Raw genomic sequence first — 25,948 nt, 5'->3', positions numbered from 1 at the left:
CCGGGGCGCGGCGGCTCAGCCGGCCGCCGCGTCGTTGGCGGCTTCCTCCGCGTGTGGCGGCGATTCGGTGCCATGCAGGCGCTTCCACTCGTCGAAGCCGCCCGCCAGGGCCCAAGTCTGCCGGTAGCCGGCGGCCCTGAGCCGCTCGGCCAGGATGGCCGCCGAAATCTCGTGCGGACAGGCGCAGTAGACGACAATATCCTTCGATTCGAGCTGGCTGCCCAAGGCGTCGAGCGAACCGTGCATGTCGACGACCAGGGCACCCGGAATGCGCTCGATGGGCGCGGCGCCGTGCGCGCGGACATCCAGCACCAGCGGCAACGTGCCGGCGCGGCGGCGGGCCTCGAGTTCATCCACCGTCATGCGCGGCACCCGTCGCGTGCGGCGCAGCAGGCGGAAGCGCCACCACCAGCGCCAGGCCACGAACAGTGCGAGGGCGCCTACGCAGACCAGCACCGCCACGTGGCCATAGGCGCTGAATGCCGCGAGGATGGCGTCGACGAAATCACTGAACACCACGCCCACCAGCACGGCGGAGCCGGACCAGACCAGCGCGCCGATGGCGTCGTAGAACAGGAACACCGGCAGCGGCGTAGCCGTCATGCCGGCCATGGCGGTGGACAGCGCGCCGGCGCCGGGCAGCAGCTTGGTGAACACCAGCGAGCGCGGCCCCACGCGCAGGTAGATCGACTGGGTCTGCCGGATGCAGGTATCTGGCGAAATCGACACCTTGCAGATCGTGCGCAGCATGGGCTGGCCCAGCTTGCGGCCGGCAAAATACCAGGCCGTATCCGCGATCAGGCAGGCCGCGATGACGACCGCCAGCACCGCGCCGATCGACGGACCGGTCTCCTGCACCCCCAGCGCGCCAGCCACGAACAGCATCGGATACGCAGGAATCGGCAGGCCCGCCTGTTCCGCCAGCACGTTCAGGAACACCAGCATCAGCCCATGGTTTTCCAGCATGGTCTGCAACTCGCCCACAGCCGTCTCCCCGCCTTGATCTCGAACATTGGTCAGACCGACAGTTTGCCAGCGGCGGCGCCAACGTGCACGCCCCGTGGCTGCATGGGACGTTCAAATTCCTTGAGCTTGGTCCCCGCCTTACTGGACGAGCCGGCAACGTCGGGCAAAGTCGACCAGTTCCACCAGCGAACCGACCCGCAGCTTGGCCATGATGCGTGCCTTGTAGCTGCTGACCGTCTTGTTGCTGATGAAGAGTTCGCGGCCGATGTCCTTGTACGACATGCCGCGCGCCAGCATTTTCAGCACCACCAGTTCCTTGTCGGAAAGGCGTCGCAGGCTTTCATCGTCGCCGCACAAGGCCGGCCCGAAGGCATTGCGCCGTGCCAGCGCCGGGAAGACCGTATAGCCCGCCATCACCGACTCCACCGCGCGCAGGATCTCGCGGATGTCCTGCGTCTTGCTGACAAAGCCCTGCGCGCCGGCCTGCCACGCGCGCGGCACGAACACGGCCGGATCCAGCGCCGTCACCACGAGGATGCGCGCCGCCGGATGGATGTCGCGCACCCGGGTGGCCACATCGAGGCCGCCGATGCGCGGAATGTCGAGGTCAAGTATCACCAGGTCCGGCTTGTGCCGGCGCACGGCTTCGATCGCGCACTGGCCATTGTCGGCTTCAAGGATATGCTCCATGCCGAGCAGTTGGGAAAGCTGCGATCTCATCACCAGCCGCAATGCAGGATGATCATCAACGATCAGGACGGTAGCCATGCTTGCGTGTCTGTCTCTCTGGGTCGGCATCGGTCAGGAAGGCGTACGGGCGCCGGAAGACTGTCACCCGCAGGAGATAGACGCGGGGCACGAGCGGGCAAGTATAGGCAGGCGCTCCGGCGCCGATATGCGGTGGGACCGCAATGCAGATGAATCTCCTGCCGACGCAGCAATTTCCTTGCTTTTATAGGCCGCCAGGGCTTCGGATTCATCGGCTTGCCGCCTGCTGGCGACAACACGCATGCATGGCCCCCGACGGCTGCCCCTTCCGCGCGCAGGGACAAACGGGGTTCCGCGGCAGGTGCTACTCTATTTCATTGGTGTCATCCCGGAGAGTTCACCGTGTCCCGCAAAACCCCAATCGAGCGCTACCGCAACATCGGCATCAGTGCCCATATCGACGCCGGCAAGACGACGACGACGGAGCGCATCCTGTTCTATACCGGCGTCAACCACAAGCTGGGGGAAGTGCACGACGGCGCCGCGACCATGGACTGGATGGAGCAGGAGCAGGAGCGCGGCATCACCATCACGTCGGCGGCCACCACGGCGTTCTGGAAGGGCATGGCCGGCAACTACCCCGAGCACCGCATCAACATCATCGACACGCCGGGGCACGTCGACTTCACCATCGAGGTCGAGCGTTCCATGCGCGTGCTGGACGGCGCGTGCATGGTCTATGACGCGGTCGGCGGCGTGCAGCCGCAGTCCGAGACGGTCTGGCGCCAGGCCAACAAGTACAACGTGCCGCGCATCGCGTTCGTCAACAAGATGGACCGCGTCGGCGCGGATTTCTTCCGCGTGCAGACCCAGATCGCCGACCGGCTCAAGGGCCGCGCCGTGCCGATCCAGATCCCGGTTGGCGCGGAAGACCATTTCCAGGGCGTGGTCGACCTGGTCAAGATGAGGGCCGTGGTCTGGGACGATGCGAGCCAGGGCGTGCGCTTCGAGTACCGGGACATCCCGGCCGAGTTGCTGCCGATCGCCCAGGAATGGCGCGACAAGATGATCGAGGCCGCCGCCGAGGCCGACGAGAAGCTGCTCGAGCAATACCTCGCCGGCGAGCCGCTCTCCGAGGCGCAGATCAAGCAGGGCCTGCGCAAGCGCACCATCGCCAACGAAATCGTGCCCATGCTGTGCGGCAGCGCCTTCAAGAACAAGGGCGTGCAGAGCATGCTGGACGCGGTGATCGACTACCTGCCCTCGCCCGCCGACGTGCCCGCCATCCTCGGCCATACCGAGGACGACCGCCAGGCCGAGCGCCATCCGAGCGACGACGAGCCATTCTCGGCGCTCGCGTTCAAGATCATGACCGACCCGTTCGTCGGCCAGCTGATCTTCTTCCGCGTGTACTCGGGCGTGGTCAATTCCGGCGACACGGTCTACAACCCGGTCAAGGCCAAGCGCGAGCGGCTGGGGCGCATCCTGCAGATGCATGCCAACGTGCGCCAGGAGATCAAGGAAGTGCGCGCCGGCGATATCGCCGCGGCGGTCGGGCTGAAGGAAGCCACCACCGGCGACACGCTGTGCGACCCGAACAAGGTCATCATCCTGGAACGCATGAGCTTCCCGGAACCGGTGATCTCGCAGGCAGTGGAGCCGAAGACCAAGGCGGACCAGGAGAAGATGGGCATCGCCCTGAACCGGCTGGCGCAGGAAGACCCGTCCTTCCGCGTGACGACCGACGAGGAATCCGGACAGACCATCATTTCCGGCATGGGCGAACTGCACCTGGAGATCCTGGTGGACCGCATGCGGCGCGAGTTCGGCGTGGAGGCCTCGGTGGGCAAGCCGCAGGTGGCCTACCGCGAAACCATCCGCCAGGCGGTGAAGGATGTCGAGGGCAAGTTCATCAAGCAGTCCGGCGGACGCGGCCAGTACGGCCACGTGGTGCTCAACGTCGAGCCCATGCCGCACGGCGGCGGGTATGAGTTCGTCGACGCCATCAAGGGCGGCGTGGTCCCGCGCGAGTTCATTCCGGCGGTGGACAAGGGCATTCGTGAAACGCTGACTGCCGGCGTGCTGGCCGGCTATCCGGTCGTCGATGTGAAGGCCACACTGGTGTTCGGTTCGTACCACGACGTGGATTCGAACGAGAATGCCTTCCGCATGGCCGGCTCGATGGCTTTCCGCGAGGCCATGAAGCGCGCCAGGCCAATCCTGCTCGAGCCGATGATGGCGGTGGAAGTGGAAACGCCTGAAGAATTCACCGGCAATGTGATGGGCGACCTCTCGTCACGGCGCGGCATGGTGCACGGCATGGAAGAGATCGCTGGCGGCGGCGGCAAGGTCGTGCGCGCCGAGGTGCCGCTGGCGACGATGTTCGGCTACTCCACGTCGCTGCGCTCGCTCACGCAGGGCCGCGCGACGTTTACGATGGAGTTCAAGCATTACGCCGAAGCGCCGGGCAATGTGGCGGAGGCGGTGATTAATGCGAAGCGGGTGGCGTAGTGGCTGGTATGGCCACGCCAAGGACAAAGGCCGCGATGGCAGCGCTGGCGTGCTTGGCGGGCGCCGCTGGTTCGCCGGCGTAGCCGGCGACCTACTTCTTGTCCGAGCGACAAGAAGTAGGCAAGAAGCGCGTCGCCTGGCGGCTGGCCATCAACGATGCGCTCCTTGTTTTCAAGCGGCTTTGGTCTCGCGATGCTTGGTTGCTCGTTCGACCTGCTACGCATAGTGATTCAGAACCAGTGCCTGCGATAACCTGCTCTTGTACGATCCCCATGTAGGGCTCGGGTACAGCGTTCCAATAGCGTCAGTGGTGGGACGCCTACGGCTGCGCTGCGCGCGCGCCCTAGTCGGTGTGCGCGGGGCATCATCGTCGCCAGTGCCAACGGTTCGGTTTCTCTGCTTCGCTGTGGCGCGGTTTGCCTGCGGCCTGGGTGCTCAGACTAGGGCTCTGCGCGTAGCGCAGCCGAAGGCGATTACACGATGGCGGTAGCAGCAGGGGCCACGGACAGTTTCGGGGCTCGTTCAATCATTGCTTGAAAGCCTACCGGCGGACGCGCACCACGCGGCAGGCAGCCGGGCACACTCTGAAGCCCATCCCCGTACAACACCCGCAGCACACTACGATCAATATTCGCCCGCTAGGGCAAGTAAACGCGCTTTTTGGTTACTTTTTGTCGCTCGGACAAAAAGTGACTCGCCGGCTACGCCGGCGAAACAGCGGCGCATGCCAAGCACGACCCCCCCATCCTTACCCACTCCCCGCAATCCAGCAAAGAACCCTTCCCATCTCACCGTCAGGCCGCCGCTGTCATCTTGAAAATGCCCTGCGCATTGCCGGCGTCAAACCCCAGGTCATAACGCGCGCTGTCCGCGGGCGTGTCGGCAAAGCGGTCGCGCGTGATGAATTCATAGAACGACCCCGGCACGTCGCGTTCGACGCTCTCGCCCTGCGCGCCGATGAAACGGCGGCGCACGGTGCCGGCCCGGAACGCGGTCTGCTTCACGCGGCCGCTGCCCGAGACTTCCACCTTCTCCTTCATCGGCCGGCCCAGCGCCTTCTGCTGCTCGGCCAGCGCGAACACGTCGTCGACGCGGTCGGTGGCGTGGTTGAAGGCATTGCCTTCAGTGGCGATCCACGCCATCTCGGCCGATTCGCGCAGCAGGGTCTCATAGTCGGCCAGGCGCGGCACGTCGTGCTGGCGCTCGAAGCATGGCACCAGCAGGCCAATCAGTTCGGCGCCATCGGCAACCGCCAGCACGCCATCGCGCTCCAGTTGCCACAGCAGCGTCTGGGCGCGCGCCGTGAGCGGATCGGCCGAGCTGCCGGTCACGCCGCTGACCGCCTGGCGGAAGGCTTCGCTGAAGCGCTCCGGATGGAACTCGCTGACAAAGAACTGGGCGATTCCTTCGGACGCGTCGGCGTGGGCATAGGAGCGCCCCGTCATGCCGATGCGGTCGAGCGGATAGGTGCCGTTCAGGCGGTAGCCCAGCGGACGCAGGAGGCGCGTGAACGCGGCCTCGCCTTCGGGCAGCGCGCCATTGTCGCGCCACTTGACGGTGCGCAGCGCGCCGTGGTCGAAGACCACCTTGCCGCCGGCGGCGGCGACATCGTCGGTGTAGGCCCGGCCGGCGGGCACCCGGTCGAGGATGCCCGAGAACAGCACCATGTTCAGGGCCTGTGCAATCTGGGCGCGCGTGGCGCGGCCTTCGGCATCGGCCGGCAGGCCATCGGGCACGCTGACGAGCGACAGGAGGTGGCGGCTACGGGCTTCGCCAAGGTTGGCGGACAGCAGTGTGGCGATATTTGGATGCATGGGAACGTTGCGGGATGCGTGAGTGGCCGGGGCAGGATAGTGGCGCCGCGGTGGCGCGGACAAGCGCGGAATCCGCACAACATTGTGCGTGCGGCGCACGAAGACCCGCTCCGGCGCGGGCGCTATACTGGTCGCCCCCCGCGCCGCCCGCTGTCATCCCCGCATCAATCCCCATGAGAAACGACATCCCCAACCTCGGCGCGCTGCAGGCCTTCGAGGCTTCGGCGCGGCTGGGCAGCTTCACGCGCGCGGCCGGCGAACTCGCGCTGACGCAAAGCGCCGTGGGCCGCCAGGTGGCGATGCTGGAGCAGCGCCTGGGCGTGGCGCTGTTCACGCGCGTGCGCCGGCGCCTGGTGCTGACCGACACGGGCCGCGAGTACGCGGCGCGCATCCGCCGCCATCTCGACCATTTGCAGCGCGACACGCTGGAAATCACCGTGGGCCGCGTCATGGGCTACACGCTGGAACTGGCGGTGGTGCCGACCTTCGCCACGCAGTGGCTGATCCCGCGCCTGCCCGACTTTGCCCGCCGGCACCCGAACATCACGGTCAACCTGAGCGCGCGCTCGCAGCCGTTTGCATTCCAGGAGTGCGCCTATGACGCCGCGATCTACTTCGGCGACCAGTTCTGGCCCGGCACGCGCGGCGGCATGATCTTCCGCGAAGGCGGCGTGGTGCCCGTCTGCAGCCCGGCCTTCCTCGAGGAGAACCCCGCCCCCGACGCAGCCGCGTTGGCGCGCTGCCGCCACCTGCACCTGAGCACGCGTGCCCACGCGTGGCGCGACTGGTATGCGGCGCAAGGCTGGGACTACGGCATTGCCGCCTCGCGCGGGCCGCGCTACGAACTGTTCACCATGATGACCGCCGCCGCAGCGGCCGGGCTCGGCATCGGCCTGGCGCCGCGGTTGCTGGTCGAACGCGAACTGCGCAGTGGAGAACTCGTGGTACCCGTGGAACGCGTGCTCGATGAACAGCAGGGCTATTACTTTGCCTACCCGGAGGGCCAGCCACCGTCGGAAGCGCTCGAGACGTTTCGCGAATGGATCCTGGGACTGCCGCGCGAGACGCCGGCAGCGGCCTAGCCGCAGGGTCAAGCAACCCCGGTACCACACAACCGGAACGCCGCTCGCCTCAAGTCACAGCGCTCATGAAGGCCTCGAACGCGCTGGCATCCACCGGCGCACAGAAGAAGTGGCCTTGGCCGTAGTCGCAGCCGGCAGCCACCAGGATGTCGCGCTGCGACTCGGTCTCGACGCCCTCTGCAATCACGCGGATGCGCAGTGCATGCGCCATGCTGATGATGGCGCGGCACAAGGCCACGTCGTCCGGGCCCCGCGTCAGCGAGCGAATGAAGGACTGGTCGATCTTGATGTAGTCAATGTCCAGGCGCCGCAGGTACGACAAGGACGAGTAGCCGGTGCCGAAGTCGTCGAGCGCGATCTCGATGCCGGCCGCCTGGAAGCGGGAGAGCTGGTCCATGACATCGGCGTTCTGTTCCATCAGCGAGCCTTCGGTGATCTCGATGACAAGGCTGCCCACCGGCACGTTCCTGCGCTCGATCATGCTGGACCAGGACTCGGGCCCGTTCGCGGGCGCGCAGAACTCCACGGGTGATTTGTTGACCGAGATCTGGAAGTCCTTGCCAAACACCACCTGCCAGCGCGCAAGCTGGTCCAGCGCTTCCGTCAGCACCCAGCGGCCGATGTCGATGATGAGGCCGGATTCCTCCGCAACGGCAATGAAATCGGCCGGGTGGATCGGCCCGCGCACCGGATGGTCCCAGCGGATCAGGGCCTCGGCCTTGCAGACCTTGCCCGTGCGCAGATTGACAATGGGCTGGTAGTGCAGCGCGAACTGCCCGGACGCCAGCGCCGTGCGCAGGTCCTGCGTGATGCGCAGGCGCTCCCGCTCCGCCTGCAGCAGCGCCTGGGTGAAGACCTTCCAGCGATTGCGGCCCTCCTCCTTGGCGGCAAACATCGCCTGGTCGGCGCACACCAGCAGGGCCTCGGCGTTGTCGGCGTCCTTGGGCCAGGTCGCCACGCCGATGCTGGCCGACACCACCACCAGTTCGCCGGCCAGGCGGTAAGGCGCGGCAATCCGCTCCAGGATCGCCTGGGCAATGTCCCCGGCAACGCCGGCATCGCCCACCGCGGGCAGGATCACGGTGAACTCGTCGCCGGCCAGCCGCGCCACGATATCCGTCGCGCGCACCGATGCCGCAATGCGCTGCGCCGCCTCCAGCAACAACAGGTCGCCCTGGTCGTGGCCGAGGGTGTCGTTCACCTCCTTGAAGCGATCCAGGTCGATGAACAGGAGCGCCAGCTCATCCTGCTTGGCGCGCGAACGCTCGATTTCCTGCTCCAGCCGGTCGAAGAACAGGCGGCGGTTGGGCAGGTCCGTGAGCGCATCGAAATTCGCCTGGTGCCGGATGACTTCCTCCGCCTGGCGCTTCTCGGTCATGTCATGGATCAGCGCAACGCGTCGGCGCTCGCCATACGCGTGGGCCAGGTAGGTATCCACGGTCAGGTAGGCGGGAAACTCGCTGCCGTCCTTGCGGCGGATCGAGAGTTCGCCGCTCCAGCTGCCCTTGGCTGCCACGGTGGCCCGCAGGCGTTCGACCAGCCCTGTCGCATTGCCTGACCCACTGACGCTATAGCCCGAGCGGCCCCTGATCTCCTCGACTGTATAGCCGGTGGCGGCGGCAAAGGCCGGATTCACGTCGATGATGGTGCCGTCGAGCGACGTCACCACCATGGCTTCGCTGCTGGACGAATAGACCAGCGAAGCCAGCCGCATCTCCTCCATATGGCGGCGTCGCTCCGCCATGGAGCGGCGCAGGCTGTAGTACAGCAGGCCAAGCAGCAGCGTGGAAGCCATGGCACCGGCCAGGGCAATGCGGCGATAGACCTCGTAGGGCGCCAGCACCTTGCCGACCGACTCGCCCACTACGAAATTAAGCCCGAACTCCGGCACACGGTAATAGCCGAAGACCCGCTCCACGCCTTCGGAGCCCGACATCGCCCGGTAGCTACCGGACGGGGGCGACCCGCTGGCAAGGTACGGCCGGTTACTGACTGCCCTGGCCAGCGTGCCCTCCAACGCCGGCACACGCGCAATGACCTGGCCAGAAGTCTTGATGACCGACGCCACTTCGCCACCGCGGTTGGTGAACGTCTGCGCAAAGCTGGCGAACTGCTCCGGACTGACCGAAACCACGATGACCCCGTCGAAGCTGCCCGCGCGCAGGATGGGGCGCGTGAACTGGATCGACCATTTGCGCGAGACCTTGCCCTTCACCGGGTCGCTGATGAACAGCATGTCGCGCCCGCCCGCGTCCTGATGGACCCGGAAATGCTCGCGCCCGCTCAGATCGACCTTCTCGCCAGGCACGGGCGGGGCGATGGACGAATAGATGAGCAGGCCATGCTTGTCGATCACCGACACCTGGAACGAGAGGTCCACCACCAGGTTCTCCCGCTCATGCACCATGTCGATAAACCCCGGCTGGCCGGCCAGCCAGCTGGCCCGCAGGTCGAGAAGAAATTCGGACAGCCGCAGGATGCTGGATTTCGAGTACGCGCCGAACGCCTGGGCCTCCGCCTGGGTACGCTGCGCGGCGTCGTGCAGCAAGCGGTCCCGCTCGCTCACGAGCTGAAATGCCGCAAACGCCCATGTTGCAATCAGCCACGCCGCAGCCCCCAGGTTCAACGGGGAAAAGACCTGGCGCAGGCGCTGCAGCGCCTTGCCATATCGGGGGGTCGAGCGTTGTGGCATCAAATGGGTATCGCAGCGCAGCGAAGAATCGACATGGATAGGAGGCTAGTCGAGGTCAGCGAACCCGACAAGCAGCACGCACTCTAGTCCCGTGCTCACAGCAGGCGCTGTCGGACCGGGCAAGCGCGACCCTGCCTGAAAATCCTCCTCGGCAAAAAACTCAAAATTCCCCTTGTAATGAGATCGATTCCCATTTACTATCACATCACTGTCTGACGACACAGCAACGCCGTCCAGACCAGCCGGCCAGCCTGGCACCGCCGCGGTACGCGGTGGAACGAGCAGGCCCGCCGGAGAGAATTTCCGGATCGTCGCCGCCTGGCGGCATCCTGTTACCGACTTTTGTGGGGACCGCTCCGTAACGCGGAGCGTTTGGCAGTAGCCAGTCGCCGGATGGTCGGGAAAGCAACCAGACCCCGCTTTCCCGATCGCGTCATCCGTCGACAAGCCAGGCCGCCTTTTTATTCCGCGCGCCGTGCAGATACGGCGCCACGTCCGGGACGCACCGCAAGGGCGTTCCGGACGTCTTCCTGCCCGATTTCCGCAGATTTCCCAACGCCGTGCGCCGACGGCGCTCGCAGCCGCATGCCATGCCAACCGTGAAGTCCGATCCTGCCCACCTCAAGCGCGCCGGCCTCAAGGCTACGTCGCCCCGCGTGCGTATCCTGGACGTGTTCCGTACCTGCGAGCGGCGCCACCTGAGCGCCGAAGATGTCTACCGCATCCTGCTCGCCCAGGACGACGACGCCGGGCTTTCGACCGTGTACCGCGTGCTCAACCAGCTCGTCCAGGCCGATATCCTGCTGCGCCACAGCTTCGAGTCGGACCACGCCGTGTTCGAACTCAATGAAGGCGGCCACCACGATCACCTGATCTGCATGAACTGCGGACGCGTAGAGGAATTCCGCGACGAACGGATCGAGCAGCGCCAGCGCCAGGTCGCCGCCGACAACGATTTCGCGCTGCGCGAACACATGCTGGTGCTGTATGGCATCTGCCCGCAATGCCGGGCCGAGCAGCCGGCCGGCTGACACGCGTGGCGCGCCGTTAGCAGAGCCGACCGTGGAGCGACTGACCAAGCCCCTGTCCGAACTGAAGCGCCTGCTCAACCTCTGCCTGCGGCAGGAACCGGGTTGCCAGGACTGCCAGCTGCGCGCCATGTGCGTGCACCGGCCGGACCACACCGGCTGCAACTGGAGCGCCGAGGTGGATTTCCCCGAGCGCACCGAAGCCGATGCCGTGCGCAACCTGCGCCAGGCGCGGCGCGTGGTGATGCTGGCGCGCGAGCGCTACAACGTCGTTCCCGGCAGCTGAAGCTCAGCCGCGCGCCGGCTCCGGCCGCGGCACCGGCCGAGGCGGGCGCAGCACCATCCAAACGGCGGCACCGATCAAGGCGCTGCCCGCCAGGTGCGCCCACGATAGCGATTCGTGCAGGAACAAGGCGCCCCATACCATGCCGAAGGGCGGGATCAGGAAGGTGACCGTCAGGGACCGCACCGGGCCCAGGTCGGCGATCAGCCGGTAATAGAGAATGTAGGCCAGCGCCGTGCAGACCACGCCGAGCCCCAGCATGGCGGCCCAGACCCCGGTCCCGGCATCGGGCAGCGTATTGTGCCGGACCAGCGCGCCAAGGCTGAACGGCAGCAGGAACAACGTGGCCCCGACCAGGCTGCCGGCGGCCACAAGGCGGCTGTCCAGCCCGCCGCGTTCCGTGATCCAGCGTCGGGTCAGGAAGCCGGCCAGACCATAGCAAGCCGTCGCCACGAGGCAGGCCACTGCACCAAACAGCACCTGCACAGAAAACGCCACAGGCCCGGTGCGCGTGAGCACTGCCACGCCAGCAATGCCCAGTACCACGCCGGCCGCCTTGGCGCGCGTCAGGCGCTCCGCAAAGAAAAGCGCGCCAATCAGCACACCCATCAGCGGCGTCATCGCGTTGAACACGGCCGAGTATCCGGCCGGCAGCCACAGCGCCGCGATGGCGTACATGACGAACGGGATGCCGGAGTTCACCGCGCCCAGCGTGAGCACGGCCCGCCACTTGCCGCGCATATTCCAGCGCAAGCCGAGCATGGGCAGGCAGGCGGCAAGCGTGACCGCGCCAATCAGCACCCGCACGAAGGCGGTCGGCAAGGGTCCCAGGACAGGCGCCCCGATGCGGATAAACAGGAAGCTGGCGCCCCAGAGAGCGGCCAGCGAAAGCAGGCGAATGAGATCGGCGGGTTTCATGGTTGGGTAACTTGCCATGGCATGGGCGGATTAGACGTCCGCGCCGGCTCTGCCGCAAGCCGTTTTCGGACCTGTCCATGGCGGCGCACCAGGCATTGGTCGATGGCCGAGATGCGGCAAAATGATCACAAAATTCGATCATCACCCCGGTTCGTCGCGGAAATTGGTCGATCTGGTGGCGAGTTCGTTACATGACCTTGCAGCTGGCTTTCAGTCATACCCCTCGCTAGGGGGGAATATGCGACAGGCGCGTGACAAGCGGACTTCGATCAAATTAAAATCTGGTCTGCGCCAGAGTTAATTGACCCCTCCGACGCATTCCCGACAAGCCGCCAGGCAACTGGCGGCTTCTTTTTTGCCGGAAGCAGGCGCAAGCTTGCCATGCCGGCATGCCAGCAGGTTGTTGTGACGTCCGTGCGGCCGCGCATGCTTCACATTGTCAACCTTGCGTCAACCGGCCCTCCCCGTTCCGCGTTGCCTGCCACATGAAACGACAGTTCCTGGGCTTGCTCGCCCGCGTTTACGTCCTGCAGTTCGCCATGGAAGTCCCGGCTACCGTGGCCATGCTTGCAGAAATGTTGATGGAATACGGCTTCCAGGTCGATATCGGCACGGTGCGGCCGCTGCTGCGGGCCTTGCAGATGGAAGGCTACCTGCAGAGTGTGCTGCGCGACGGCATCGGCCGCGTCTACCTGCTCACCGAGCAGGGCCGCGAAGAATTGCGCGCCAGCCGTGAACGCATCGACGACCTCTACCGTCGACTGCACTCGCCCGGCGCGGAAGCCGTCGGCAATCCCTCTACGACTCAGGCCTGATTTCCCTTGCGCCGCCATTGCGGCGTTTCCTTGCCACCACGGCGTACCCGTTTCTGCGTGCTCTTGAAGACGCCCGGCTACCGGCTGATTCTTGGGTGGGTGGCGCGTCCGGCGGGCTCCGCAGCGCCGTCGCGCCAGGCATCGGCCGGCAGCATGCGCTCGAAGCCGCTGTCGAGCACCTCGCGCAGCGTGTCGGGTCCCACCGCGCGGCAGAACAGGTAGCCCTGCAGCGCATCGCAGCCCTGCGCACGCAGGAACTCGAACTGCGCCATGGTCTCCACGCCTTCGGCCACGACCTTGAGGTGCAGCTGGTGGCCGAGCGTGATGATCGCCGCCGCCACGACCTGGTCATGCCCGGGTGTGGCGACGTCATCGACGAAGGACTTGTCGATCTTGAGCCGGTTGATCGGCAGCCGCGTCAGGTAGTGCAGGCCCGAGTAACCGGTGCCGAAGTCGTCGATCGACAGCTGCACGCCCAGTTCGCGCAGCCGGTGGAAAGTGTCGATGGTGGTCTCGCCGCCATCGACCAGGATGCCCTCCGTGACCTCGATGACCAGGCTGGCCGGCGGCAGTCCGGTCTGCTGCAGGCAGCGCGCGACCACGTCGGGAAACCCGGCCTGGCGCAACTGCAGCGGCGAGATGTTCACGGCCACCTCGATATCGCGGCCCAGCGCTACGCGCAGCGCCTGGATCTCGCGGCAGGCCGTGGCCAGCGCCCATTCGCCCAGCGCCCCGATCAGGCCGCACTGCTCGGCAATCGGGATGAACTCGGACGGCGACATCGTGCCGCGCTCCGGCGTCTGCCAGGCGATCAGCGCCTCCACGCCGGCCACGGCCAGCGTGGTGGCGTCGACGATGGGCTGGTAGCGCAGCGTGAACTCGTCTTCGTCGAGCGCCCGGCGCAGCAGCCCCTCGATGGTGAGACGGGCCAGCGCCGCTTCGCCCATCTCGCTGGAAAAGCGGCGCTGTTGCGCCCGGCCGCCCTGCTTGGCGGCGTACAGGGCGGCATCGGCCGACTTGAGCAGGTCGGTCAGCGATTCGCCGTCGGTCGGGAACATCGCGATGCCTAGCGAGGGCGTCACCCGCAGCCGCTGCCCGTGGATCTCGAGCTCCTCGGACACCCGCGCAAGGATCTTCGAGGCAGCCAGTTCGGCCTCGCTGTCCTGGCGCAGCCCGCTCAGCACCACGGCGAACTCGTCGCCGCCCATGCGCGCGACAAGGTCGCCTTGGCGCACCGCGGCCTTGAGGCGGTCGGCGATGGTGCGCAGCACGTCGTCGCCGACCGGATGGCCCAGCGATTCGTTGATGTGCTTGAAGTGATCGAGATCGAGCAGCAGCAGGGCCACGCGCTCGCCGTGGCGGCGCCCGTGCAGCAGCAGCGCTTCGCAGCGCTCGGTCAGTTCGGCGCGGTTGGGCAGGCCCGTCAGCGCGTCATGCAGCGCCAGGTGGCGGATGTACTCGTCCACGCGGTGGCGTTCGGTCAGGCCGCAGGCGATGGCCTGGTACTCGCGCGGCTGGCCTTCTTCGGCGGGCAAGGTGCGCAACGTCACCTGTACCGGCAGGCGCGAGCCGCCCTTGCGCAGCCACGTCCATTCGCGCTCGTCCACCAGCCCGAGGCGCGCCTTCGCCACCAGCGCCGGCAGTCCCGGCGCGACGGATTCCCCGAGCTCGCGCGAGAGTTCGCGCGCGCGCTCGGCCAGTTCGTCGGCCACGTACAGGTCGGCGTAGCGCATACCCGCGCCAGGATCGGTTTCGGGATACCAGAGCATGTGCCGGCCCGCGCGGTTGATGCCGGTGATGCACCCGTCCTCATCGAAGGTGATGACACACATGGGCGCGTGGTCGGCCAGGCTCGCGTAGCGGCCGGCCTGCACGGCGGCCTGCTGGCGCGCGCGCCACAGTTCATCGAGGTCGGTCAGGATCCAGAGCGAGCGGGCGGGCTCGCCGGACCCGTTGCCGGGCAGACGCGCCATGCCGGCCCGCAGCGGGAAGCGGCTGCCGTCGGCGCGCACGCCCTCGAGCTCGCGCTGGGCCGTGGCCTGCCCGGACGGCGCTACCGACGCCATGGCGATGCCGGCAACCCCCGGCACCAGATCGGCCAGCGCCCGGCCACGCAGTTCGTCGGCACTCGTGCCAAAGCAATGCGCCGCGCGTTCGCTCGCGCTGATCACCTTGCCCTCGGCATCGGTCACCAGGAATCCGTCCGAAGCCAACGCCATGCATGCCTGCAGCATGGCATGGTCGGCGGCGCGGCGGCTGTCGGCTGCCAGGGCGTCCTGCCTGGCGGCCGCGCGCTGGCGCGCCAGCATGAAGGTCAGCAGCGTCATGAGCAGCGTGGCCAGCGCGCCAGCGGCGGCAGTCATGCGGGCACGGTCGGTGCCGTGGACCGCTTCAAACGCGGGGCGGGATGCCGCCCGCAAGGTCCACGTCCGTCCGCCGTAGTCGAACTGCCGGTCGGTGGCGAGCATCGGAAGATGGCCGTCGTCACGGCGCTCGCCATCGGTGAGATCGCCCGACACGAGCTTGCCGTGCGCGCTGGCGGGGCCTTCATGGAGCGACAGCACCAGCTCGTCGGCGGCGCGCCCCGTTACGCTGCGCATCAGGTCGCCCAGGCGCAGCGACGCATAGACATAGCCAATGACCGCCGCACGCCGGTCTTCGACACTGTTGAGCGCCTCGCCGCTGCCATACACGGGCAGGACCACCAGCGCGCCCAGCTGGTGCGTCGCGGACTCGGCCTCGCGCATCGGCTCCAGCCCCGCGGTGGCGCGCGGCTCGCCGCTGTCGCGCGCGGCCTCCAGCGCGGCACGGCGCGCCGGCTCGGACAGCATGTCGAAACCCAGCATCCGGGCGTTGCGCCCGGCCAACGGCTCGATATAGAAGACGGGCACGTAGACATCGCGCACCTCCGCGGGCGCAATGCTGAAATCGGACAGGCCGTCGCGATGGGCGGCGGCGGCCAGGCGAGCGACGCCGTCGCGCCGGACCACCGGTGCATAGCCGACGGCTTGCGTGCCGGGCGGCAACTCGTCGAACTGCGCCGCATACAGGTAGTTGCGCCACTGGGATCGCGACGTGGCCGGGTTGGCCGTCATCAGCGCGGCCACGCCACGCAGCAACTGGTCGTTCTCCTGCAGCCGCGCGCGCAGCGCGGCCGCGGTATCGGCCAGCAGCGCGTCGAAGCGCTGCTGCGCCAGGTGCTGCTCCGGTTGCGCCGCCTGCTGCCAGGCGGTGGCCGTCAACAGCGTGCCACCCGCGGCAACCAGCAGCGCGAGCAAGGCGGGCACGGCGGACGATGGCAAACGCAGTTTCATGGCGGACGGAGTTCGTGGATGGCCGCGCGGCGCACGCCCGCGCCTTGCAGGCAACGGGGCACTATACCTTGGCGCGCCCCTGCGCGCACAGTCCGGATCCACACGCATCCCGCCATGAAAAAGGACAGCCGTCCGCAAGTCCAGCGTGCCGGCTATGTCAATCCCCGCACATTGCCTGCCTGCCGTGACCGCGCCGGGTATGGTAGGGTTGTGCCGCAGGCGTTCCGCCGTGCGCCCCGCCTGCCCGGACCCGGCCCCGCGCGGCAAGCCGATTTCCGAACCTCGCCCCCGCATGCCCGTCCTCTTGCCCACGCTGAAAGCGCGTATCGCGCTGATCACCACGGTCCTGGCCGCGGTGTTCGGCACCGGCATCGTGCTCACGTCGTTGTACGCGGCGCACCGCGACCTGCATGACGTGCTCCAGGACGAGCAGGACTCGATCGTCAAGCTGTCCGCGGACCAGCTCGACACCGCCATGGAAAACCGCATCATGCTGCTGACGCAGCAGGCCGGGCAGCTTGGCGGCCTGCTTGCCACGGCGCACGGCGCGCAGGGGCACGCCGCACTGGCCCAGGCAATGATGCAGGTCAGGCGCGCCGTCCCGGTTCCCGGCGCGTTCAACGCGCTGATGGTGGTCGACGCGCGCGGCACCGCGCTGGGCGACGGCGGGGTGTTCGCCGAGGTCGGCGACCGCGGCTATTTCCGCGAAGCGGCACGCACGCGCACGCCGGTGGTCAGCCCACCGATCCGGGGGCGCATCAATGACCGCCTTGGCGTGATGGTGGCGGTGCCGGTCATTTCGGCGCAAGGGCAGTTTGCCGGCCTGGTGGGCGGCTGGCTCGACCTGTCGAGCTCGAACTTCCTCGTGGAGGTACTGCACAACCGGCTGGGAACCACTGGCTTCTACTGCCTTGTCTCGGCGGGCAGCCGCCCCGTCTACGTGCAGCATCCCGACCCGGCGCAGGCGCGCCAGCCCGCCCGCGCCATCGGCGATACCTGCGGCCAGGACGACCGCGCCGCGCTGTTCGAATTCCTGACGCCCACGCGCCCGGTGGTCTCGCGCTATCTGATGTCGACCACGGGCTGGGAACTCGTGGCGCTGCTGCCCGCGCGCGAGGCCTACGCACCGCTGCACCGCATGCAGGAGCGCCTGCTGATGCTGGCCGGCCTGGCGCTGGTCCTGGTGGCCGCCTCCATCTGGCTGGCCGTGCGTTACCTGCTGACGCCGCTCATGCGGCTGCATGAGGTGGTCAGGGACAGTGCTTCGGACCTGTCCGCGTTCGAACGCCTGCCGTCGCGGCAGCACCGCGACGAGATCGGCGACCTGGCGCGCGCGTTCACCCGCCTCATGCGCGACGTGCGCGACCGGCGCCAGGAACTGGGCCGCAGCGAGCGGCGCCTGCGCGCCGTGACCGACACGCTGCCGTCGCTGCTGGCCTTTATCGATACGGACGAGCGCTATGTGTTCAACAACATCGCCTATGAACACACCTTCGGCCTGACACCGGAGGAACTGCGCGGCATGACCGTGCGCGAGGTGCTGGGCGAAACACGCTATGCCAGGGCCCAGCCCTATCTGCAACGCGCACTGGCCGGGGCCGTGGTGACATTCGAGTCCGAAGACAACGATCCCGAGTACCGCTGCATGGAAACCAGCTACCGCCCCGAATGGAGCGCGGACGGCAGCGAAGTGGTCGGCGTGCATATCCACGTGCAGGACATTACGCCACGCAAGCTCGAGACCATGCGCCTGTCGCATATTTCCAGCACGGACCACCTGACGCAGCTATTGAACCGCAGCGCGTTCGAAAGCCGGCTCCAGCATGCCATGGCGAACTGCCGCGAAACCGGCGGCAGGATGGCGCTGCTGTACCTGGACATGGACCGCTTCAAGGCCGTCAACGACATCCACGGGCACGCCGCCGGCGACTTGCTGCTGCAGGCCTTTGCCAAGCGCGTGCTGGGCTGCGTGCGCAAGCAGGACGCGGTGGCGCGCCTTGGCGGCGATGAATTCGCGGTGATCCTGGAAGGCGTCGGCAACGCGGCCGCGGCCCGCAGCGTGGCCACCGCCATCCTGTGCGCGGTGGGCCAGCGCTTTCACTTCGAAGGCACCTTCGCCGACATCGACGTCAGCATCGGCGTGGCGCTGTACGACGGCGGCCCGACCCAGGACCGCGAACTGATGCGCCTGGCCGACGTGCTGCTGTACCGCGCCAAGGGCGCCGGACGGGGCCGCTACGAGATCGGCCCGCCGGAACTGGTCACCGTCGACAGCGCTCAGTGAACCGTGCCGCGCGGTGTGCCGCCCGCGCCACCGGGATCTTCGCCGCCATCGCTGCCCGGCTCATACGACACATGGCGGCCGTCGCTGGACTGGTAGCCCAGCTGCGCGTCGGCGCCGAGCATCTTCTGCCAGGCGATCATCGCCTCGGCCACGGCGTTCGACTCGCCCTTGAAGACGACCACGTCGTTGCCGCAGGCCGGGCACTGCCCGCCGAAAACGGCGTCGATGCCGGGCAGCCCGGGCACGTCCAGCTCGTCAAATTCCTGGAAAGCAGTCTTGCAGTGGCCGCAGACCAGTTGCGCCGGGCGCAAGGCCTCTTTCTTCGCACGCGCTTCTTCAGCCCGCTGCTGGGGCGTACCCCGTCGTTTTGCCTCGCCCATGATGTCCGTCCTTTCCTGCCGCTTGTGGAATGCCGTCTTTCCGATTAGAGCACGGCCAAGGGGGGCAAGTGCCACCGCCATGACCATTCCCGCAATCGGTTGTGCGGCGCAGGCGGCATTGTAGATCACTGCTGTGCAGCAAACCCTTCCCGGCAGGACGCGTGCGCGCCTGCTATTGTGGATAACGGTTGCCCGCGACCGCCGTTGCCGTCACCGCCGCGGGTCTGTACCTGTCCCCGTCACCGATCCCCCAAGGAGGACGCTCCCATGATCCGACCCACCGTGCAGGAAAACGCCCGCCGCTACGCCGACTGCATTGCCGCCTGCAATGCCTGTGCCGCCGCCGCGCTCAAGTGCGCCGCGGCATGCCTGGAAGAGCCCGACGTGCGCAAGATGGCGCGCTGCATCGCGCTGGACATGGACTGCGCCGGCATTGCGCAACTGGCCGCGTCCTATATGCTGCGCAACAGCGAATTCGCCCCGCTCGTCTGCGAGGACTGCGCCGAAGTCTGCAAGTGGTGCAAGGAAGAGTGCGAGCGGCACGACGCCGATCATTGCCAGGAGTGCGCGCGCGCCTGCGCGGCTTGCATGGAAGCCTGCCTGAAGATGACGGCCTAGCCGTCGCATGCCGCGGGCCGGCGCCAGGAACGGGCCGGCCGCATCACGCGATCTCTGCTAGCCGGCCCGGCGCTTTCCAACCGGCCGGCTCGACGCCATCGGCCTCTTCCGGTGCGCGGATCTGCGCCGTGAATGATCGGCTGCGACAGGCCCGGGCGCCTGGCGGCCGGGGTCAGGCTGCCCATGCGCGCCACCATGAAGAAGAACCCGAGCCGGGCGATAAGCATGCTGGCGGCAGGGGAATGGCGAAACTGCCGGAAACCATGAAGCACTATCCTAGAGGACGGCCATAGGCGGCCATGCCGCGCCATGACCGGTCTCCCTCTCTCCCCGTTGCCAGGAGCTTGTCAATGTCCGCACCGTCTTCCTCCGCCACCCGCATTGAAAAAGACAGTCTCGGCGATGTGCCAGTCCCCGCCGATCACCTGTGGGGGGCGCAGACCGAACGCTCGCGCCAGAATTTCCGCATCGGCAATGAAAAGATGCCACCCGCGCTGATTGAAGCGTTCGCCGTCCTCAAGCTATGCGCCGCGCGCGCCAACCGCGAGCTGGGCGTATTGCCGCAAGAACTGGCCGGCGCCATCGAACACGCCGCCAGCGAAGTGATCGAAGGCCAGTGGCCCGACGAGTTTCCGCTGTCGGTCTGGCAGACCGGTTCGGGCACGCAGACCAATATGAATCTCAACGAGGTCATCTCCAACCGTGCCATCCAGCTGCTGGGCGGCCAGGTAGGCAGCAAGAAGCCGGTGCACCCGAACGACCACGTCAACGCCAGCCAGTCGTCCAACGACAGCTTCCCCACGGCCATGCACATCGCCGCCACGCGCGCGATCCAGCAGAAGCTGCTGCCCGCGCTGGAGCTCCTGCAGCAGACCTTCGCGCGCAAGGTGGATGCGTTCGCCGACATCGTCAAGGTCGGCCGCACGCACCTGCAGGACGCAGTGCCGCTGACCCTGGGCCAGGAATTCTCGGGCTACATGACGCAGGTGGCCGACGCGCAGTCGCGCTTGCAGCAGGCCATGCTGCGCGCGATGCCCGTCGCGCAGGGCGGCACGGCAGTGGGCACCGGCCTGAACGCGCCGCCCGGGTTTGCCGCCGCCTTCGCGCGGGCGCTGGCCGACTATACCGGCCTGCCGTTCGAGCCGGCGCCCAACCGCTATGCGCTGCAGGCCGCGCACGATGCGCTGGCCGACCTGTCCGGCGCGCTCAACACGACGGCATCCTCGTTCCTGAAGATCGCGCGCGACTTCATGCTGCTCGGCTCCGGCCCGCGCGCCGGCTTTGCCGAGCTGCAGCTGCCGGCCAACGAACCGGGCTCGTCGATCATGCCCGGCAAGGTCAACCCGACGCAGGCTGAAGCGCTGGCGATGGTGTGCTGCCGCGTGATCGGTAACCACACCACGGTCACGCTGGCCAATGCGCTGGGTACGCTCGAACTCAATGCGTACAAGCCGGTGATCGTCTACAGCCTGCTGCAGTCGGTGACCCTGCTGGCCGATGCCGCGTCGAGCTTCGCCGAACACATGGTCGAAGGCGTGGAAGCGGACCGCGAGCGCATTGCCGAGCTGCTTGAACGCTCGCTCATGCCCGTGACCGCACTCAACCCGCATATCGGCTACGACAAGGCCGCCGAGATCGCCAAGCTGGCGGTCAAGCGCAACCTGTCGCTGCGCGAGGCGGCGATCGCGTCCGGTCACGTGACTGAGGAACAGTTTGCCGCGTGGATTGACCTGAAGGGTATGACCAGGGAGGTGTAGGGCATGGAGACGGGCATCGCACCCGACGATGCGATGTCCCATCCGTCATCAGATCACGCCCTGTGCCTTCAGGGCGGCTACCTCTGACTATCTCTTTCACTCCGTACCTTTTCGAACCAGAGTTCTTTGAGGAGGTGCCAACCATGCCAGCTATCAAGCGCATAGATCCGGGCCATCCTGCTTATCAGGTCGCGCTGCATAGAACAACCCGCTACCCTGCGGAGCACGTCACGTTGACGGCTGGCTCCAGAAAGAGGCTGCGCCCCTGTGTACCGCATCGGAAGGTCGGACGCGGCAAGGTCGGCATCGGTGGCAAGCGCAGCGGCAAGTAGGCCCATTCTTTCCCCGCGGTCGCTGAACAGTGGCGGAATGCGAGAGCACCGGCGGTCAGGAGGACATCGATGAAGTTCGACTACTGCGGCATGCTGTGCGCACTGATGCTGGTGACGCCGGGCATTCATGCCGAGGACGACCTGCAGAACCGTGGTCATGACCCGTTCTTCCAGGTCTCCGCTGCAATTCCCGATTGCCCGGAACCCGCCGGCCCGCGCGTGAATGAAGCCGAGTGGAAGCGAGAATCCCATCACCGCGTCGAACACGGCAACCACTGTTGGCTGGAAGGGCGCTGCCGCCTGCCAAACGCTTTCGCTTACGACGAGGAGATTGCCGACAGCACGCGCCGCCGGCTGCAATGGCTGTCGGCCAACCTGCCGGGATGGCGACAGAGTACCTTGTGGGTGACGGTGTGGCAGCGTTGGATGCTGGTCCAGGGCTGCGTGGCACCGGACTTTCCGATGGCGCAGTTCATGGCCGCGTTACGCGAGGTTCCCGATGTCGAGCGCGTCATCGATGAAACAACTGCGCATCCGGAGCGGGGAGTGCCTTATGCGCAGTTTCGCAAGGCATCGCAGGGCAGTATGAAAGCCGGTGCGGTCGACAGGTCGGTGCCTTAGGCTGGATCACCATGTCCATGTCGATTACGCGGACGAATTTATGCAACGGAGGCCAGATTCTTGTTGCAACGTGCCTGCCAAGCAAGACAACCCCCATAATCACCCATCCCCCGCAACCCGGCGAAGCTACACCGACATGGATTCCAACCTCGCCCATTCCTGGCTGACCTTCAGCGCGTCCGTGGCCGCCGCGCGTGCCGCCGGGCGCCCGCTGGTCGCGCTGGAATCGACCATCATCGCGCACGGCATGCCTTACCCGGAAAACGTGCGCACGGCACGCGAGGTCGAAGCGGTGATCCGCGCTCTGGGTGCCGAGCCCGCGACGATCGCGCTGATCGACGGGCGCATCCGCATCGGCCTGTCGGACGATGAACTCGAACGGCTCGGCCGTTCCGGTGAAGCGCACAAGGTGAGCCGCCGCGACTTGCCAGCCGTACTGGCCAGCGGCGAGCTTGGCGCCACCACCGTGGCGGGCACGATGATCTGCGCGGCGCTGGCCGGCATCGAGGTGTTCGTGACCGGCGGCATCGGCGGCGTGCACCGCGGCGCGCAGGAGACCTTCGATATCTCGGCCGACCTGCAGGAACTCGCGCGGACCTCGGTGGCCGTGGTGTGCGCGGGCGCCAAGTCGATCCTCGATATCGGGCTCACGCTCGAATATCTCGAAACCCATGGCGTGCCCGTGCTCAGTTGCGAACAGGACAATGTCGCGGCGTTCTACACGCGCGACAGCGGCTTTCGCGCGGACTACCGGCTGGATGATCCCGCCGGACAGGCGCGCTTTATCCGCGCAAAATGGGATCTCGGGCTAGCGGGCGGCGTGCTGCTGAGCACGCCGGTGCCGGAAGCGGCGGCGATGTCGTCAGCGGACATCGACGCATGGACGCAGCAGGCGCTCGATGAGGCGCGGGCGCAAGGCATCACGGGCAAGGCCGTGACGCCGTTCCTGCTGGCGCGCATCAAGGCGCTCACGGGCGGCCGCAGCCTGGCGACCAATATCGCGCTGGTGAAACACAATGCCGAAGTCGGCGCCCGGCTTGCGCTGGCGCTGGCCCGGGCTGCACGCGGCGCCGGGCCGGTCTGAGTAATCTGAGTACGGTCCGCCGCGCATCCACGCCCACGCGCCGAAGCCTGCACTTCAGTCCTCCGCCTTCTCCGGCGGCAGCGCCTTGCCCAACAGCTTGCCGAGCAATCCGGTCTTGCCGGCATTCTGCTGGCCCTTCGTCTTCGGCAGGGAGCCGGCACGATTGGCGCCTGCCCGCTTCATGTTGTTGGCAATCTTCAGGCCCTTGTTTTTTTCCAGGTCGGTTTTCTTCACGGACATCATCCCAGGAGTCGAGCCCCGCATTGTACGCAGGGCAGCCAGCCTGCGGCAGCGAACTGGCGTGATCGCGTGATCGCGCCCTACTTTTCAAACTCGCTGGACTTCAGCGCCAGGAATTCCACGAACAGCCGGATACGCGACGAAAGCTGGTGGCGCTGCTGGTAGATCGCGTAGATATTGGCTGCGCCGTTACCCAAACACCTCCGCATACACCTGGCTGACCCAGTCGACAAAAACCCTCACGCGCGGCGACAGCTGCCGGTGGTATGGGTAAAGCACGGACACCGGCAGGTCCGGGCATGGCCAGTCGGCCAGCACCTGCACCAGCCGGCCCGCATCGAGATGGGGCTGCACGCGAAAACGCGGCACCTGGATCAGGCCGCAACCAGACAACGCGCACACGGTGTAGTTCTCGGCGTCATTGACCGATACCTCGCTGTCCAGCTTGTACTCGGTGACGGCGCCATCCACGGTCAGTGTCAGCGGGTAGCGGACATCGTGGCTCGCCGAGAAGAACCCGACCGCCCGATGCGCGGCGAGTTCGTCCGGATGGCGCGGCGTGCCGAAGCGCGCCAGGTAGTCCGGACTGGCGCAAATCACTTCCGGCATCAGCGCGAGCCGCTTCACCACGAGCGAGGAGTCGCGCGGCTGCCCCGCGCGCACCACGCAGTCGATGCCTTCCCGTACAAGGTCGACCAGCCGGTCGCCGGAACTGATCACCAGCGCGACTTGCGGATAGCGTTGCCGGAACTGCGCGATGCGCGGCAGGATGATCTCGCGCGCATGCACGCCATGCAGGTCCAGCCGCAGCGTGCCGCGCGGATTGGCCGTGGACGTGCTCAGCGCCGCCTCGGCATCTTCGAGTTCGGTCAGGATGCGCCGGCAGCGTTCATAGAACGCCTGGCCATCGGCCGTCGGGCGTACCTGGCGCGTGGTGCGCTCCAGCAGGCGCGCGCCCAGCGAAGCTTCCATTTCCTTGATCGCATGCGTGGCCGTCGCCCGCGGGATATCCAGCGCGCCGGCTGCCCGCGTGAAACTGCCCAGTTCGACGATGCGGGTGAACAGGCGCAGGGTGTCGAGTCGATCCATAAGGGGCATTAGTCGGCACAAATGGCCGCCCATCGGGCCGGAATTGTTGGCGCTGGTTGGAGAATCCTTTCGGTTTCCTGGTATTTATCCAGCCGGCATCAACGTCCATCATAGCTCCATCGAAACCACGCCGGGGCATTCCCCGGCCCCCACGGAGAGCATCATGGACGCAAGCCATTCCACCACCGGCCGCAAGGCGGCCATCGTCACCGGCGCCTCGCGCGGCATCGGACGCGCCATCGCGCTGCGCCTGGCCGCCGACGGCTTTGACGTGGCGGTGGGTTATGCAGGCAACACCGCGCAGGCGCAGGCCACTGTCGCCGGCATCCGGGAAGGCGGCGGCAATGCGATCGCCGTGCGGGCGGACGTGGCGCGGCCCGACGACGTGACGCGCATGTTCGATGCCGCGCAGGCAGCGTTCGGCCGTGTCGATGTCGTGGTCAACTGCGCCGGCGTGCTGCCCATGGCGAACATCTCGATGGAAAACCTGGAAGCGTTCGACCGCGTGATTGCCACCAACCTGCGCGGCACGTTCCTGGTGCTGTCACAGGCAGCGAGCCGCCTCGGAGCCGGCGGGCGCATCATCGCGCTGTCGACCAGCGTGATCGCGCGCTCGTTCCCTGGCTATGGCCCGTACATCGCGTCCAAGGCCGGCGTGGAAGGATTGGTGCGCGTGCTGGCCAATGAACTGCGCGGACGCGGTATCACGGTGAATGCGGTGGCGCCGGGCCCGGTGGCGACGGAGTTGTTCCTGGAAGGCAAAAGCCAGGCGCAGATCGAGCAGATGGCGAAGCTGCCGCCGCTGGAGCGGCTCGGCACGCCAGAGGACATTGCCGCCGTGGTGTCATTCCTGGCAGGGCCCGATGCGGACTGGGTCAATGCGCAGGTGCTGCGGGCCAATGGCGGGTTCGCATGAGCATCGCGGTGTCATGGCGGCGAGCCGCTATTCACACCGTTCGCGCGCCAGCGACTCGCGCGTATAGCCATGCCGCACGCGCAACTGGTGCTCGACCGCGTCGGCCTGGTCCAGGCACGCGAACATCACGTCGTCCTTGACGCGCTGCGACACACCCTTGAGCCGCGGTGCCTCGTAGGAAATCCGGCGCGCGCGGCAGCGCAGGAACAGCAGCGTCTCGGTGCTGGCGGAGGCAAGCTGGTCCTTGTCGATGCGCCTGCATTCGACCAGGTCCTGCGCCCATGACGGCCCGCTTGCCACGAGCAGGATCAGGCACAGCCAGTTGCGCGGGGAATGGGTCATCGGCATGGGAGTTGGGGACGCTCAGGCCCATCATTGTCCACTGGCACGCGGCTTTCAAGGCGGTCATCACCATTCCCCGGGGGGCGCTGCGCCAAGACAGTGTGTCCAGCCAGCGGGACAATCGCCCGCGAGCCCTCATCGCCACGTAACAAAT

The 25,948-nt window shown here is 67.1% G+C and carries 21 protein-coding genes and 1 pseudogene; 11 read left to right on the top strand and 11 right to left on the bottom strand.

Translation table 11 applies throughout. The features are described 5' to 3' along the window. Window positions 1–15: 15 nt before the first annotated feature. Together AC3FNH_RS26355 and AC3FNH_RS26350 are read right to left on the bottom strand one after the other, a co-directional pair. A complete protein-coding gene (locus AC3FNH_RS26355) occupies window positions 16–984 on the bottom strand; it encodes a DedA family protein/thiosulfate sulfurtransferase GlpE (RefSeq protein ID WP_276102763.1) in 969 nt (322 codons plus the stop codon). A 120-nt stretch (window positions 985–1,104) separates the two neighbouring features. Next, window positions 1,105–1,734 carry a response regulator transcription factor gene (locus tag AC3FNH_RS26350; RefSeq protein WP_276102762.1) on the bottom strand — a complete coding sequence of 210 codons (630 nt, stop codon included), beginning with the start codon at window positions 1,732–1,734 and terminating at the stop codon, window positions 1,105–1,107. A 342-nt stretch (window positions 1,735–2,076) separates the two neighbouring features. Here AC3FNH_RS26350 and fusA point away from each other — a divergent pair, with 342 nt between their 5' ends. After that, on the top strand, window positions 2,077–4,185 hold the full coding sequence (gene fusA, locus AC3FNH_RS26345) for an elongation factor G (RefSeq protein ID WP_276102761.1): 2,109 nt from the start codon (window positions 2,077–2,079) through the stop codon (window positions 4,183–4,185). A 794-nt stretch (window positions 4,186–4,979) separates the two neighbouring features. Here fusA and AC3FNH_RS26340 read toward each other — a convergent pair. Further along, window positions 4,980–5,999 (bottom strand): DUF1338 domain-containing protein, encoded by a 1,020-nt coding sequence (locus tag AC3FNH_RS26340; RefSeq protein ID WP_488722152.1) that lies wholly within the window; start codon window positions 5,997–5,999, stop codon window positions 4,980–4,982. 173 nt (window positions 6,000–6,172) lie between these two features. Between AC3FNH_RS26340 and AC3FNH_RS26335 the strand changes: the two genes are divergently transcribed. After that, window positions 6,173–7,081 carry a LysR substrate-binding domain-containing protein gene (locus tag AC3FNH_RS26335; RefSeq protein WP_488722151.1) on the top strand — a complete coding sequence of 303 codons (909 nt, stop codon included), beginning with the start codon at window positions 6,173–6,175 and terminating at the stop codon, window positions 7,079–7,081. 49 nt (window positions 7,082–7,130) lie between these two features. On the opposite strand, the gene AC3FNH_RS26330 is transcribed toward AC3FNH_RS26335, so the two are convergent. Continuing rightward, on the bottom strand, window positions 7,131–9,773 hold the full coding sequence (locus tag AC3FNH_RS26330; protein ID WP_488722150.1) for a bifunctional diguanylate cyclase/phosphodiesterase: 2,643 nt from the start codon (window positions 9,771–9,773) through the stop codon (window positions 7,131–7,133). Between the two features lie 590 nt (window positions 9,774–10,363). On the opposite strand from AC3FNH_RS26330, the gene fur reads away from it, so the two are divergent. Beyond that, window positions 10,364–10,804, top strand: coding sequence for a ferric iron uptake transcriptional regulator (gene fur, locus AC3FNH_RS26325; RefSeq protein ID WP_276102757.1), 441 nt, complete (start codon window positions 10,364–10,366; stop codon window positions 10,802–10,804). A 31-nt stretch (window positions 10,805–10,835) separates the two neighbouring features. After that, window positions 10,836–11,087: a hypothetical protein gene (locus AC3FNH_RS26320; RefSeq protein ID WP_276102756.1), complete on the top strand. Its 252-nt coding sequence runs from the start codon at window positions 10,836–10,838 to the stop codon at window positions 11,085–11,087. 3 nt (window positions 11,088–11,090) lie between these two features. On the opposite strand, the gene AC3FNH_RS26315 is transcribed toward AC3FNH_RS26320, so the two are convergent. Continuing rightward, the gene (locus tag AC3FNH_RS26315) at window positions 11,091–12,002 is read right to left on the bottom strand and encodes a DMT family transporter (RefSeq protein WP_488722149.1); all 912 of its coding nucleotides are present in this window, start codon (window positions 12,000–12,002) and stop codon (window positions 11,091–11,093) included. A 485-nt stretch (window positions 12,003–12,487) separates the two neighbouring features. Here AC3FNH_RS26315 and AC3FNH_RS26310 point away from each other — a divergent pair, with 485 nt between their 5' ends. Next, window positions 12,488–12,817, top strand: a complete 330-nt coding sequence (locus AC3FNH_RS26310) for a PadR family transcriptional regulator (RefSeq protein WP_276102754.1) — start codon at window positions 12,488–12,490, stop codon at window positions 12,815–12,817. Between the two features lie 77 nt (window positions 12,818–12,894). Here the strand turns inward: AC3FNH_RS26310 and AC3FNH_RS26305 are convergent, their stop codons facing one another. Further along, entirely contained in the window at window positions 12,895–16,131 is a 3,237-nt protein-coding gene (locus AC3FNH_RS26305) for a bifunctional diguanylate cyclase/phosphodiesterase (protein WP_488722148.1), read from the bottom strand. A gap of 292 nt (window positions 16,132–16,423) precedes the next feature. On the opposite strand from AC3FNH_RS26305, the gene AC3FNH_RS26300 reads away from it, so the two are divergent. Then, window positions 16,424–18,415: a sensor domain-containing diguanylate cyclase gene (locus tag AC3FNH_RS26300; protein ID WP_488722147.1), complete on the top strand. Its 1,992-nt coding sequence runs from the start codon at window positions 16,424–16,426 to the stop codon at window positions 18,413–18,415. On the opposite strand, the gene AC3FNH_RS26295 is transcribed toward AC3FNH_RS26300, so the two are convergent. After that, window positions 18,409–18,795, bottom strand: coding sequence for a hypothetical protein (locus AC3FNH_RS26295; RefSeq protein ID WP_276103361.1), 387 nt, complete (start codon window positions 18,793–18,795; stop codon window positions 18,409–18,411). The two genes, AC3FNH_RS26300 and AC3FNH_RS26295, sit on opposite strands and share 7 nt — an antisense overlap. Before the next feature lie 267 nt (window positions 18,796–19,062). On the opposite strand from AC3FNH_RS26295, the gene AC3FNH_RS26290 reads away from it, so the two are divergent. The 4 genes from AC3FNH_RS26290 (at window position 19,063) to AC3FNH_RS26275 (ending at window position 23,207) form a co-directional block, all read left to right on the top strand. Further along, window positions 19,063–19,413: a four-helix bundle copper-binding protein gene (locus tag AC3FNH_RS26290; protein ID WP_224081108.1), complete on the top strand. Its 351-nt coding sequence runs from the start codon at window positions 19,063–19,065 to the stop codon at window positions 19,411–19,413. 350 nt (window positions 19,414–19,763) lie between these two features. After that, entirely contained in the window at window positions 19,764–21,170 is a 1,407-nt protein-coding gene (gene fumC / locus AC3FNH_RS26285) for a class II fumarate hydratase (RefSeq protein ID WP_276102751.1), read from the top strand. Between the two features lie 401 nt (window positions 21,171–21,571). Beyond that, the gene (locus AC3FNH_RS26280) at window positions 21,572–22,123 is read left to right on the top strand and encodes a BON domain-containing protein (RefSeq protein WP_276102750.1); all 552 of its coding nucleotides are present in this window, start codon (window positions 21,572–21,574) and stop codon (window positions 22,121–22,123) included. Between the two features lie 136 nt (window positions 22,124–22,259). Further along, on the top strand, window positions 22,260–23,207 hold the full coding sequence (locus AC3FNH_RS26275; protein WP_488722146.1) for a pseudouridine-5'-phosphate glycosidase: 948 nt from the start codon (window positions 22,260–22,262) through the stop codon (window positions 23,205–23,207). Between the two features lie 54 nt (window positions 23,208–23,261). Here the strand turns inward: AC3FNH_RS26275 and AC3FNH_RS26270 are convergent, their stop codons facing one another. From AC3FNH_RS26270 to AC3FNH_RS26260, 3 genes and pseudogenes are all read right to left on the bottom strand, one after another. Continuing rightward, a complete protein-coding gene (locus AC3FNH_RS26270; RefSeq protein ID WP_488722145.1) occupies window positions 23,262–23,450 on the bottom strand; it encodes a hypothetical protein in 189 nt (62 codons plus the stop codon). A 77-nt stretch (window positions 23,451–23,527) separates the two neighbouring features. Then, a pseudogene (locus AC3FNH_RS26265) lies at window positions 23,528–23,629 on the bottom strand (LysR family transcriptional regulator); the annotation flags it as partial. 7 nt (window positions 23,630–23,636) lie between these two features. Further along, window positions 23,637–24,536, bottom strand: a complete 900-nt coding sequence (locus tag AC3FNH_RS26260; RefSeq protein WP_488722144.1) for a LysR family transcriptional regulator — start codon at window positions 24,534–24,536, stop codon at window positions 23,637–23,639. A 163-nt stretch (window positions 24,537–24,699) separates the two neighbouring features. On the opposite strand from AC3FNH_RS26260, the gene AC3FNH_RS26255 reads away from it, so the two are divergent. Further along, window positions 24,700–25,452: an SDR family oxidoreductase gene (locus AC3FNH_RS26255; RefSeq protein WP_488722143.1), complete on the top strand. Its 753-nt coding sequence runs from the start codon at window positions 24,700–24,702 to the stop codon at window positions 25,450–25,452. 27 nt (window positions 25,453–25,479) lie between these two features. Here AC3FNH_RS26255 and AC3FNH_RS26250 read toward each other — a convergent pair whose 3' ends face one another. Continuing rightward, window positions 25,480–25,794: a hypothetical protein gene (locus AC3FNH_RS26250; RefSeq protein WP_276103359.1), complete on the bottom strand. Its 315-nt coding sequence runs from the start codon at window positions 25,792–25,794 to the stop codon at window positions 25,480–25,482. Between the last annotated feature and the right edge of the window lie 154 nt (window positions 25,795–25,948).

This window comes from Cupriavidus sp. 22TCCZM01-5 (genome assembly GCF_057798915.1).
The sequence above is the reverse complement of the archived record's forward strand: the minus strand, read 5'-3'. Positions and strand labels throughout refer to the sequence as shown.